We start from the raw sequence: 12,495 nt of genomic DNA on the forward strand, positions 1-12,495 counted from the left end.
AACATTACGTTAGACGGAATTTACGCTGAGCTTAGTGCTTAAGGTTCTGTCTATGATTGTGGATTAGAAGATTTAGCTACATTGTTGGATCCTTAGGCATGAGGAAAAGTAAGGCAAGTTGCAGGTATGAAACTGAGTTCAATCTCTCTGGCATACTTTGGGGCAAAAGTTTATAGCAACAAAGCTCACGAAAACACTCCATGCTCTAAACGGCCAATCAAATTGAGTACAGCCTTGGTATCTTCGGCTGTCGAAAGCATATCAATTGGTCGTTTGTTACCAAGTCCTCGAACTGGGTGCTTAAGCCAGTGATTAGCAGCTTCTTCATTACCACACAGTGCTAACGCAGCCTGAAATACTTTATCAAAATTCTTTTTGGTTTCTTTATTCACCTTAAACTCCGCCCAAATCTATATGATAACTCCTATACACCATACCTACATCAGGAAAAGTTGGTCAAATAATGATTAGCGAACGGATAGATAGTAATGAGCTCAGCAATAATTGGGTAAAGACGATTTACGAAACAACTTCTTTCGCATTTTTGCAAGACCCTCTTGCAAAACTTAGGTATTAAAATTTATCCAACAGGCTATTGGACAATTGGGCATGTAGGGGTAGTTGCAAACTTTGCAACTACTGAGGATTCCTCGGTAGTTGTTCATTAGCTAATCCTATGGGTTTTACTATGGCTCCTGAAACGTTTTGGGGTATTTTTGAGCTAGCAGGATTTACTAGCTCTTTCGGGCCAGAAGCAATACAGGTCGAAATGCTGAATTTATATTGAATCAAACGACTTGGTAAAACAATAGGCCTATTCAAGAAGCCAAAAATGCCGATATTACCCGCTGTTTAAAAGCTCCGAGCCGAAGCTCATCAAACGCACCAAATGCGACATCAATATTCTCAGTATTCCTTGTCGTGCTATTCCATACCAACTTAGAGCTAAGTCCTCCTCTCTCTTCTAGCCCCCCCTTTTCGCTCAGACGGTTGCGCTTAGTATCTGGCTCGGCTTCTGCAAACTTTTCCCATTTTGCATATATACACGACTCAGGAATATCTTGTTCGATCCTTTCTGCATAGTCAATCAAGCTTTGTTCAGCAAAAGTGAATAGCCACGCTTGTTGATTTGTCGCGCCGTTCACACGAAGAATTCGCCCGAGCACCTGTCTGAAGTATAATTCGGTTTTGACAGAACTCATGTGACAACACACTTGAAGGCGCGGAATATCAGTTCCCTCACTAATCATTCCAACGCTGACAATCCATTGAGTATCGCTTAGTCTATAACGTTCAATCTCTGCTAAAGGCTCTTCATGCCGATAGGTCACTATTGAGACCGATTGAGCATACTTTTCAAAAAGTACCTTTTTAATTGTTTGTGCGTGCTGAACTGATGCAGCAACAATTAACCCTCCAGCCATCGGGGATAAAGCACGGATTTCGGCAAGCTTTTTGCAGCCCAATCCAAGTAAGTACTCCATTGCATCTGGATTATGAATGATGCTTTGATATGAGGCCTTAGTCTGCTTAATCATTTCCAATATTGAAGAAAAAGACTCCACCTTCTCATCGTTCGTCACGGTCAAGTGTTCATTATCAACCAAAACAATCTTAGGGGCTCTGCAAACCTTATCCCCGATTGCTTGTTTCAACGTGTATTGATAATCAACCAAAAGTATCCCGTCAGGATCGCTGTACTGTCCCAATACTATCGGCAAAGAGTCTGAACGCCACGGAGTCCCTGAAATAGCAAGGGTATACGTTGCGAGTCCTTGAATCTTTGCAAGGACTTGTTGCCCCCAAACATTCGCATTTTCAATCTCTGTACCAGAGCAGTGGTGTATCTCATCAAAGACCACAAAAACTCGATGATTTCTTAACGTCAGCCAAAACTCTTCATTTAAAAATTGAATCGACTGATAAGTGAGAGATCGTCCAATAGAACCTAACCCTCCATTAAAGGTACAATTTAGAATCTGTGAAAAGGTTTTCTTTATTCCACTTGAAACCGTTAAAGAGGGTGAGAAACATAATACAAGGTCGATCTTGTCCTCTTGTATCAACCTTGAAGCGACCGTCGCAGCCAGTACCGTTTTTCCAGCCCCTGGAGTTGCTTGGCAGAAAAAGTGCTGTTGGTTTGAGCTGTATTTCTGTAATGCCTTCTCTGAGCATTCTGCCTGCCATTGCCTTAGCACGACTGGTTGTCCTCACAAAGTGTTTTGAGAACACTGGTGAGTACATTCACTCTTCCTAACAACTGCGCTGAATGCACTCTTGCTTGCTCAAGAAGTGGAAGCAACCTCGGCTCGAGTTCAGGAAAGCGGCTACAGAGAGATTGATACTCATTAATCTCCCCAAAAACAATCTCTAGCTCACCTTTGTACTGATTGCGTTCGTGTCTTAATACCGAGTAAGCAGACGAGGTGGTAAAAGTAACCTTAGTTTTGTCTGATGCAGTATCGATTTGAAGGCCTTTAAATAAGTCTGTTTGAAAGTATCGTTTCTGCTGCCCCGTCCCTTCAACTCGAAGCCAATTGTTCTTCACCAAACGAAGGAGCTGTCGATAAACCTTACGACGAGCATCATCCAAATCAACATAGGAGTCATCAATCGAAACAAATGCATCTCTTAGCTCAACAACTAAAAAACCATCCATCTCTTTTTCAATCAATAGGTTGTGCATTTCATCACTGATTTTCAAAGAACGCTTCATGTACCGCATACACCACTAAAATACTAAGGATTGCTTAGTATACAGAAATCAGTAAAACTAAGAAAATCTTAGTTACCGTGAGATCAGAGAAATGAAACTTAAGTGCCATTCGAAAACCCAATTCCAGTGCGGCTCAAAGAAGCCCGCAAAAAAGCAAACCTCTCTCAAAAAGCATTGGGAGTACGTATAGGTATGGATGAAAGCTCTGCTAGCCCAAGAATGAATCAATACGAGAAGGGTAAACACACACCAGACGTACAAACCTTAAAGCTATTAGCCGATGAACTAGGTGTGCCTTTAAGTTACTTTTTCTGTGAAGATGCAAGCGCCGCAGAACTAGCATGTATTGTTTCTCAAATGACAGAGAGTGAGAGGAAAGAATTAATTTCATCATTACTAGCCAAAAGTAAACGTGAAGTCTAATTGCACTATCCAGACTTAGATTTGGTCTGCGGCCTGACTAAATAGGTACTATTTAGGATCTTCCTTTACTGTTTCTTGTTGGCAGAATTCAAAGGCGTAATTACCGAGTACGTCCACACAGTATGTCCACTCCCAAGCAAGGAGCTGGACAAAAACGTGTCAGTGGCTTCGCTAAATTAGTAACAAACGGATAACCATAGGTATGGCAAATCCTCTAACGTTTGGCTAAGTCAACTGATCCACAACACATCACCAAGTCCGAACAAAATCTGTTATTTATTACCATCACATCTTTAATGGCTAAACATTGATACCTGTTAATATTTTTGTTCGTGCCCTTTCGAAGATTAATTGATAGAGTAGCTTATAAATCAGCAACTTTGGTGTCTTTAGGGTTATTAACTGTTGGAGCGATAGGCAGTGGTGAGAGTTGAAGTGAAGCATCTTCATTTTATCATGGAGCGGGCACAGATCCCAACGTGGGTGAATCGAATGTGTAACCTCGGCTTTATTGCGAGCATCTTGTTCGGCTTATACTGCTTTACTCAACTTACTTTGAGTGCCTTAACATTGAATATCGAACTCAAATGGTTTTTCGGGTTTGCAGCGTCTCTATCCTTTTTCTGGGTCATCGTAGAGTGCAAGAGTTGGTTGTTTTACAAAACCCTGTTTAAATCTTTTTGTATAGAGAAGCCAAATCCAGATGCCGTTGAGTTTTTCCTCGATAATCATCTGTATCGAGGTTCAGGGAGCCAACATGCATTGAAGCAATATTTGGCGAAAACAGAGCACAAGGAATTGTTGTGAGAGTGTTGTATATCGATGTGGTTGGGCTTCTCTATTCAAAGCGCTACCTTGAAAGCCACGAAGTCTTTTTTGATGACCTGAAATTCACTATCAGCTATCAACCAATGAGCATCACAGACAGCCTACCTCATGACGCAGTATCTGCGAGGTTGCTTGAAAAAGCTGTTTCGGACGCCTCTTTGAAAATCTACCCTGTTGAGCCGTTTAGATCCTATAAATGGGTTCGAGACCAAGAGGTTTTCAGTCCTGCATCTTTGGCTCCTGATATCGATTGGCGAGGAAAGCTGAGAATGGGGAGTGGCGGTACTACCGCAAGAACGCTCTTGCATGCGGAAAATTTAGGGGTAAAACAATGGTGGTGCTGTGGTGGCAGTAAGTTAAATTGGCAACTTGCACATCAACAAAGCCGATACTTAAAGTCATCGGCAGAGTTAGGAGTTACCCCTCAACTATTGAGTCGCATCCGCGCCCTTTAACCGACCTTTCGGCTGATAAGAGGTGGCAATAGGCACTAATGCAATACATTGCGTGCAATCACAGCAGAGCTGGTGGCTAAATAGAAACCATTAGCTATGCAGCACTTAGATCAGTTATGTAGTGCTCAAAGGGAGCTTAGTATGACATTTAAAGGACTAATCAGAGTTTTACTGGGCAAGGTTGAGCACCCAATCATTGTATCTCCATGCGACTTCGAGGCACTGTACTGCCTGTTTCCGAGGCCCATTACCTATGTCGGTGAAATCGAAGTCAGAGTGCAAGACTATTTTGATACGCATGTTTTAGTTGATGGGCTAACTCAAGAATATCTCTTAGGGAGTGCTATTGATTATCTATATGAAAAACAAGATGAACACAGCTTATTGGAGGTAGAGAAGCTAGAGCTTAAACATCTTGAACTGCGCTATCCACATTTTTTTTAACCATCAACACCCAACTTGGTTGCTCACCTCGAAATTATACTAGCCTTAGAGCACCTAAACGCTGCTTATGTTACATTTCCGTTACACGCTAATAAACGACCTAATTATGCAAGGCATCATACATGTACTCTGCGTTTTCAGTTTCATTTACAATGGCAAACGTGCAACAAACTCGCTTCAACATTGAGTGCCCGAAAACAATCACTGTTAGTGCTAATTTATATTTGTCTAGTTCATCAGTCTGATAATCAACAGGAAAACCTTCTACGCCTAACTTGCCATCTATAATCAATCGACACACTTCAACCAGCTCTGACAAAGTGCAGTCCCATGATGATGCCAACTCGTCAAGCAGGCAAGCTTTTGCGACATCCACATTATCGAAAATAAAATGGTTGTTTCTTTTTTGCTCGGAAAGAGAAGTGCTACTTTCCTTCTTTACATATCGTTCAACAAAGGCCTCGATAACTTGCGAGTAAGGCGAACTCGGGTCAATATCTTCATTAGAATAGTTCCAGTATTTATCCGCGACTTGTCTTTCCGTAGTTCGACACCCCAACACCTTCGGCAAGTATGTGCCAACCGCCCCTTCCCTTTTCAGACATGAAGATACTGTAAAGCAAGACAGCAAGTTCTGTTTTAACTGTTCAATCCTGTTAAGAATCCAATCCTTTAATGAGGAGTTCGCTGCGTCATCCATTGGCGCAACCTCATCGCAGATGGCATATAGGGCCATAACGCCGATTATCAAGTTAACAATCCGGTGTTTTCCATCAATTATGACATTCGCCTGTAATAAACCTTCCCCTTGGTCTAAGGGCCTCACTCCATAGACTGCTGCGGCGATAAGCGCTCCCTTAAAGTGCATTTTTTCAAGGTTCTGCGGGTAGATATTGAAAGAGCGCACCATAGTCGAAAACGTTTCCTTGATCTGCTCAGCATCATCGCAATAGTCACAGTGAAAACCCGGAATCAAGAAAAAGCTGTCATTGCTTCCCAATAGCGACTGTAGTGTTTCTGATCTGCATTCGAGTGACTTTCGCGCCCAATCAGCATTAACAGGAACAATACTAATACCCAGTGCTCGATATGTTTGTCTTAGTTCTTCGGCTTCAACATAATGGATTACATCATGATAATAGCGTGACAATAGCAGGCGATCTTGACGATGAATAGCGGATAAGCTCTCTAGGCTCATAGCCTTATCATGATACTCGCGAGCTCGCACTGAGTAACCCGCCTTCCAGAAAGTCAACGCCGACAAAAGTAGGGTTCGGCAACTAAAATCATTGTCCATGCTAACCTGCTGTGTCACATGGTTCATTGCGTCCATGACACTGGTAACAGCATCTGAGCTCTGCCGCATCTGCATGTAAGCCGAAGGTAGGTTGAGTAGCGCCTCCTCGTAACTTATTGCCACTTCCAAAACCACGGCCTTATGTTTGATCCTGAGGTAGTCTTGTCCAACCGAGGAGCGCCACTCCTCCTTTGAACGAAAACTCGTAATTGCTCTCTCACAGTGATTCACAGATGCTTGATAGTGCTGTGCATGTAAGCAATACTTGGCAAGTGTAGCGTGAATGATGACGTCACCAGCTGCCGAGCAGTGTGCATCCTTTTGGCTCAATACGTTATGAATGGATAATGCCATCTCCTCAGTGTGCACAGCTCGTTCATATTGCTCCATTTCAAAACAAATTAGCGCTTTTATTCGAAGGTGCTGAATGTACGTTTCATTCCAAGCCTGAGGGTTTTCTTTCAGTAGAGGCTTCATAGCCTCCATTAAGACAGTGCTAAGCCGCATCGACTCATTGTAACGATCGTAAGTCCGAGTTGTCAGTGCTCCTTTTGAGTACTTAGCTTCATCGGCTTGAGTTAAGCAATAGACCATATTCGAAGTGAGACCTTCAATGTAGTCGTTCCGCCAAAAATCGGGGTTACGATAGAACCCTTGCTCTCTGATGCTAAAGGATTCTTGTCGTTCGCTATGGTGTGACGACTTACGGGAACACAGATATTCATCAGTAGAGGCAAGGGCCAATAGCGCCGAAGCTTTGAGCTTGGCCCAGCTTTCATCATTCTCTGTTAGCTGGTGTTCATAGCGCCCAATAATTTCAAGCGCATCTTTACAAGTATCATGGGCTTTTTGAAAGTCATTAATTGAAGAGTAAAAGTCATCCACCAAATACTCTGATAACGTTACGAGGTGGTAAGCATACCTCATGTCTAGCTCTGGGCTAGTTCCCGTTTCATGGTACTGCTCAAAGACCTCACAAACTTTTTCCTGACAATGCTTTGCTCGCCACCTCGCCGGTGCTTTCAAAAATAGCTTGTACTTGCAATGCAGCAATTCACAGTAAAACGCATAATGCTCCCCTGGGTAACGCTCAAAATAAGTCGAATAAATCCTAGACGTCTCGAAAATAGGCAAGCTGCTTACTAATCCGTGGTTTAAGTCAAAACAAGCGTTAAACCAATCAATGCGATTTTGAACAAAACGCTTTGCCCAGACATTGCTATCCTTCTTTAAAGCCTCCCTCAGCAAACGATCTTTGATGAGTAAAAGATTTAACACTTCATCTGCATCCTGTTTGGCCAGGAGAGCAATCGGTTTGTCACTAACAAAAGGCGCCCCAATAGACTCTAGCGTTTCAAGAACCAGCTCATAAAACGCGACCCATGATTTTTCTTTCGGTGTACCACACACTAGACTAAGCAAACTTTCTCGTTGGCTAACAAGGTAGTAGTTCAACAAGCTATGGTAATGACGGTAGCTTTCCTGCGGCGAATCCACACGGCGCAGGAGCTCATACACCTGCTCGATGATCGTATAGTGCTCTTCCTGAATATAGAAGTTCGTCCCTTTTCCAAAGACGTGTTCTTGCATGGGGATAAGCAAAGGGTCTCGTGTGTTTCGAAGGGATTTTAATAACGTTAATACATTGTCTGGCGAAAACTGAGTGCCAAGTATCGATGAAAAAATCAAAGTATTTGCTGCGGCGTTACCATAGTCATTGAGATACAGCTTAAGGTGATGCAACCTCTCTTCAAAAACTGCGTACGTTGATAGATTGAACCGCAGTGTATCGTGCACTGAAGAGGCTTGTTTGAACGCGTCATGATACTTACTACGCAAGGATTCAAACGTTCTTTCCATCGTATAGCGAATACTCGTCACATCGTCATTGAATCTGATAGGCTCAACCAAAATTAATTGCTCTGCATCCATGCCATCGTATAGCCTTTGCTCACAAAGCATGTTGATCGCTTCAATTGCAAACAAAGTATTGACCGTCTCTGCATTGGAACCCGATAACTGAGAGATAATCGCCTGACTTAATTCAGCCGCTTGCTGTTGATTGCCGGCGACGACCTTCTCGATAAATGCTTGAAGCTGAAAACAGTCGAAGCCTCTAAGGTGTAGGCTACTTGCTTGCGGTGTGACGATCCCCTGAGCATACTCGGTATCATCACTACCGAAAGTACCAATCGCCTTTAACAATGACAGCCTAAAGGCATTCTCGTCTTTTGATTCAGCGTGGACCTTGTACAGCGTCGCCGCATCACTAGGCCTCACCGAAGTCACTACGTAAAGGGAGTAATGCTTGGCAAGATGAGTTAGGACGTATTCACTGGAACTTTCATCAATCCATTGAAGATCGTCAATAAAAAGCATCAGTGGCGAGCTCGGGTCAACCAACTTGCACAGCAGGCTGATTGCTTTATCGAGTTTATTAAACTGTTGCTGCTTGTAGCTGCTGTGCTCACCATTCAAGTCACCGCTGCCCACTTGTTTGGTCTTCTCAAGCACAGATCCCACATCAAGACGCTGCTTGACTGCCAAACCGGTATTGATGAAGTTGTCTACGTTACTAAACACTTTACCAATGGCATCGACAACCAGCTTTTCTTTATCCAGATTAAAGAAATAGTCGAGGCTCTTTTCTTTCCAGTTTTTTAGCTGCTCTAGCCTTGCTGCCTCCTCGAGAATACTTTGCTCTAAAGAACAAAGCCCTGTATTGAGAGAGCTGTGTCCGTTCTCGTTAAGCATGGAAAGCACAACGCTGCGCTCAGGCGCAATGTCATCGATATGCTTTTTAATGAGAGTGGTCTTTCCAACGCCGGGCTCACCGCTCACTGCCATCATAGTAAAACCCGAATGTTTCTCAAAGCGGTCTCGAAGCGCTTGCAGTTCACTCTCTCTCCCAATAAAGTGAGAGTGCTTTGCAGCCACAGTGGGTACTTCATTATTTGGGCTCACTAACATCGCGTAGCGCTGCGCGAAACGGCGCTGCTCATCAAGAAGGCGTTTCTTAGTTTCTAACGCCTTGGGCACTTTACCGTAGGGCTGGCACTCCTCATCGCAATGCGCGTAAACCACAGAGAGGCCCAAATGCATGCCCTCGTCTTTTCGGTGTTTTGCATATGACAGTAACAACGAGATGATCGCTAAAGAGTTATCATCGAGCCTGTGAGGGTTTTTCACATAGAGTAGTTTCGAGGAACCAATGGAGGTGGCGAGCAATACCTTAAAAGTCAGCTGAAAAATATCGTGCTTCCCGGCTTTACTAAACGTCTGCGAAAGTAACTCTAATTCCCCTATCGCCTCACGACTTAGACTTAATGGACGTTTAGGCTGCTCGCCCGTCATCCTTGCCACGCCATTTGCAATGGCATCTTGAATTAAGCCCTCAACATTACCCGTGATTTGGTTAGAAACATCAATGGTTTCTGTGAGCGTATTGAAGAGTATGTTTGAAAAACGTTCGCCTAAATCGTCAAAGAGAAAGTCCACCCCTTTGTCAACATAGGTACCAATAAACTGATTGAGTAATCCGCCAGTCCCTACCGCAAGTCCGGTACTAATAACCTCTCGGACGATCTCAACGTTTTTAATATTTTTGATTTCATCTTGAAGCTGCTCAATCAAACTCTCCAAAAGAACAAACGGCTCTGTGCCTTCTTTTATTTGTCCATCTATGACAATGATGTTCGTCGCATTTCTCTCTGAGTTGGCGTCATACATCGCTTTTGCAAGAAAATAAGAAACATCGACGCTCGATTGCTCGGGTTTGGGAGCAATGGCGTCCATTTCTTTTTTGTTGAGTTCGATTAAGAGAGGCGTATCTAAGGACTTGATAAGCTGCCGCTGATAGCTGATTAGTTGAGACTTAGAGTTCATTTATAGCTTTTATTCTTTCAAGGTTTGATCCATTACACCAGACGTTCAGAAATATATCAAGAATATGAAATCATTGACTTTATAATAAAAAACTTAAGCCTTGGGCGTACAAATATCAGAACGGTACGCAAAGAATATTTAGTGCATTTCACGAATACAATTTCTCGTATTTGGTCAACAACTTGTTGACCAAATAAATATTATGATGGTTTTATACATGCAAACACGTTTTGGGGCAAAAACGAGTCAGCTTTAATAACCCCAAAGTTGTGATCACCCCAAAGTATGATCTAGACGAAAAAGGTGGCTGATTGAACAATTCTCAAGAGAACGCTAGTCTTTCAAAAAACTTTCAAACACTTGATTGCGATGGTAGTTTAAGTATTCTTCTTTGGGTGGTGACTTTCTCGGTCTGTGAATTTTTACCCCTTTAATCAGGTCTGTTACAGCTTTTAGCGGTAGATCGGCATTCACAACGTCAGAAACGACTACTTTATTTTCGGAGCTAAGTGTTATATAGCCCGCATCAAAAAGCTTGTCATGCATAACACAAAGCGAAATTCCATTTGATGGGTCGAGACGGATATCCTTTCGTGTAGCCCATGGAATAATGTGTGATCCTATTAGTAGGGATTTGGTTTGAATTCCACATATGGCACATATATTCCCATAGTTATTCTTAACCTTATTTGAAAAGACACTTTGCTTCGAACGTCGATTCGCTTCACTTCTTTCATCATCCGCATGGTAGTTTTCATTTTGGATATCTTGAAGCGCCTCTGTAGCAGCTTCATTGTCATACTCAATATCCCTCGCTCCGAGCTCCATTAAGGCAATGAAGTCCTCTCTAGCAATCTTGTTCATTCCGTATTGATTGAAGAAGTACATCCATGAGCCTGGCTTTCGGTCTTTAAACGTCCATTTGAAATTGTCGAGATCATCAGGGTGAAGATTATTGATAAATGGGTACGCTTTACTTATAGCACCATTCACGCGAGTTTCATCATCTACGTCAATGCCTAAATCTACCGCAGAGGTAATTGTCTCGATTTTACCTGCACCAAAAAAGTAAAACTTACCGGTTTCAGATGCCTTGCCCGGCCGACGGTATATGAAGAGGTCCCCAGGCTTAACTAGGCCAAATTTGTTTGTTCGCCAAGAGTATTTTACAAAGTCCGTATCATCATGCTTCACACCGCTTCCTTTAGTATCAAGTATGAAGAAATTTGTGCCAGAATTGTTTAGCTCTTTCTCATATATTGTTTTGTAATTCATAACCTAGCTCAGGTAATCAACCGATATTATCTAGACACTATATTGTCTAGCAAACCTTCGTCAAATTCCAGTTTTCAAAACGGGAGTTAGACGGTTGCTAAGGTGTCGGGGAAAGCTGTTAAAGGTTGAAGGCTAAACTAACAGGGTTAGCCTAGCTGGTTTTGTGGCAGTTCTAGTTAATTAGAAAATTATGCATAATTACGTCTATGAAAAGTCACTAAACTTAATACCCAGTCTTTGTGATGCGCGTTATATAGCTATCAACTCTCACATCAATCTCGACAAGCTCTTTTGATCGATTCTGGATTGTGAGACCAGATTTTACTGGACAAGCTGGTTCTGAGACGATTTTGCTCCGCCAAGCTTAGGTTGTTCAAAAATGATAATCCCGACATGACTTCAATTTCATCTATCGTCGTCAGGTAACGAAAGTGTTGATATGTGCCGTTGTAGTAACCGGCCCCCACTTGAGGGTAAATAAACGCGAGCACCTCCGGTTTTCCTTCTGTGAGCTCCCTTATTACTATTTTGAACAAAGCATCGGGGATCGCGACTTTGAATTCGTTTTCTTCACCTATATAGCCTGAGGGCATTCCGTCGATATAAATCGGCCCAGTCACCACCCAAAGCTTGCCATACTCTTGAGCCCAAGCTGAGGTGATGTATTCTAAATCGAGCCAGATCCCTTCATTGAATTTAGCTCGTTGAGGAACCGCATTTAAAAAGGTGTGTGTTTGCGCTGCCGCTTCATGGCTAATCCTCTCTGCGATTAACTTCATTTGGAGGTGCCCACGAACATACCAATCAGGGTTAGCACTTCTAAACGCTCGTGCGTATCTATAACTATTGTCTTTCGGTGCTATCCCCTCATCGACAAACCGTCTCTCCGATCGCCACTCTGGCCGCTTCTCAGTAGGAATACACTCTTCAGCATACTTCTTAATCTCATAAGCTACCCACTCCGGTGCCCCTATTACATCCTCTCCGGGTAACCCGTCATTATCATCTTTGGAATCCATACTCGCAGTGAAGGCGATGAAGTCTTTAGTTGTGTCTTTCGGCAAAGTGCCCCATTTGTCGTGTTCATAAGGAATTTGATTTTCAGCGAAGCTATATGGCACGGCCAAAGCCAGCCGCATAATCAACAAGATAGAATGGTTCATCGACACTTC

Annotated in this window: 9 protein-coding genes; 3 read left to right on the top strand and 6 right to left on the bottom strand. The window is 42.9% G+C overall.

The genetic code is table 11. From position 1 onward, the window contains the following. Positions 1 to 185 precede the first annotated feature (185 nt). From AB6D93_RS11640 to AB6D93_RS11650, 3 genes are all read right to left on the bottom strand, one after another. Positions 186 to 392 (bottom strand): antitoxin Xre/MbcA/ParS toxin-binding domain-containing protein, encoded by a 207-nt coding sequence (locus AB6D93_RS11640; RefSeq protein ID WP_372050127.1) that lies wholly within the window; start codon positions 390 to 392, stop codon positions 186 to 188. Positions 393 to 818: 426 nt separating this feature from the next. Then, positions 819 to 2,198, bottom strand: a complete 1,380-nt coding sequence (locus AB6D93_RS11645; protein WP_372050128.1) for a DEAD/DEAH box helicase — start codon at positions 2,196 to 2,198, stop codon at positions 819 to 821. After that, positions 2,192 to 2,704, bottom strand: a complete 513-nt coding sequence (locus AB6D93_RS11650) for a hypothetical protein (RefSeq protein ID WP_372050164.1) — start codon at positions 2,702 to 2,704, stop codon at positions 2,192 to 2,194. Before AB6D93_RS11650 ends, AB6D93_RS11645 begins: the two co-directional genes overlap by 7 nt. Positions 2,705 to 2,818: 114 nt before the next feature. On the opposite strand from AB6D93_RS11650, the gene AB6D93_RS11655 reads away from it, so the two are divergent. The 3 genes from AB6D93_RS11655 to AB6D93_RS11665 all read left to right on the top strand — a co-directional run bounded on the left by AB6D93_RS11655 (position 2,819) and on the right by AB6D93_RS11665 (position 4,866). Continuing rightward, on the top strand, positions 2,819 to 3,139 hold the full coding sequence (locus tag AB6D93_RS11655; protein WP_048662950.1) for a helix-turn-helix domain-containing protein: 321 nt from the start codon (positions 2,819 to 2,821) through the stop codon (positions 3,137 to 3,139). Positions 3,140 to 3,942: 803 nt separating this feature from the next. Continuing rightward, the gene (locus AB6D93_RS11660) at positions 3,943 to 4,422 is read left to right on the top strand and encodes a hypothetical protein (RefSeq protein WP_372050129.1); all 480 of its coding nucleotides are present in this window, start codon (positions 3,943 to 3,945) and stop codon (positions 4,420 to 4,422) included. A 141-nt stretch (positions 4,423 to 4,563) separates the two neighbouring features. Beyond that, positions 4,564 to 4,866: a hypothetical protein gene (locus AB6D93_RS11665; protein ID WP_372050130.1), complete on the top strand. Its 303-nt coding sequence runs from the start codon at positions 4,564 to 4,566 to the stop codon at positions 4,864 to 4,866. 100 nt (positions 4,867 to 4,966) lie between these two features. Here the strand turns inward: AB6D93_RS11665 and AB6D93_RS11670 are convergent, their stop codons facing one another. From AB6D93_RS11670 to AB6D93_RS11680, 3 genes are all read right to left on the bottom strand, one after another. Further along, the gene (locus tag AB6D93_RS11670) at positions 4,967 to 10,048 is read right to left on the bottom strand and encodes an AAA family ATPase (RefSeq protein ID WP_372050131.1); all 5,082 of its coding nucleotides are present in this window, start codon (positions 10,046 to 10,048) and stop codon (positions 4,967 to 4,969) included. Between the two features lie 333 nt (positions 10,049 to 10,381). After that, a complete protein-coding gene (locus AB6D93_RS11675; RefSeq protein ID WP_372050132.1) occupies positions 10,382 to 11,323 on the bottom strand; it encodes an HNH endonuclease in 942 nt (313 codons plus the stop codon). Between the two features lie 272 nt (positions 11,324 to 11,595). Beyond that, positions 11,596 to 12,486 (bottom strand): DNA/RNA non-specific endonuclease, encoded by an 891-nt coding sequence (locus tag AB6D93_RS11680; protein WP_372050133.1) that lies wholly within the window; start codon positions 12,484 to 12,486, stop codon positions 11,596 to 11,598. Positions 12,487 to 12,495 lie beyond the last annotated feature (9 nt).

The organism is Vibrio sp. 10N.247.310.23 (genome assembly GCF_041467155.1).
Lineage (GTDB): Bacteria > Pseudomonadota > Gammaproteobacteria > Enterobacterales > Vibrionaceae > Vibrio > Vibrio crassostreae_C.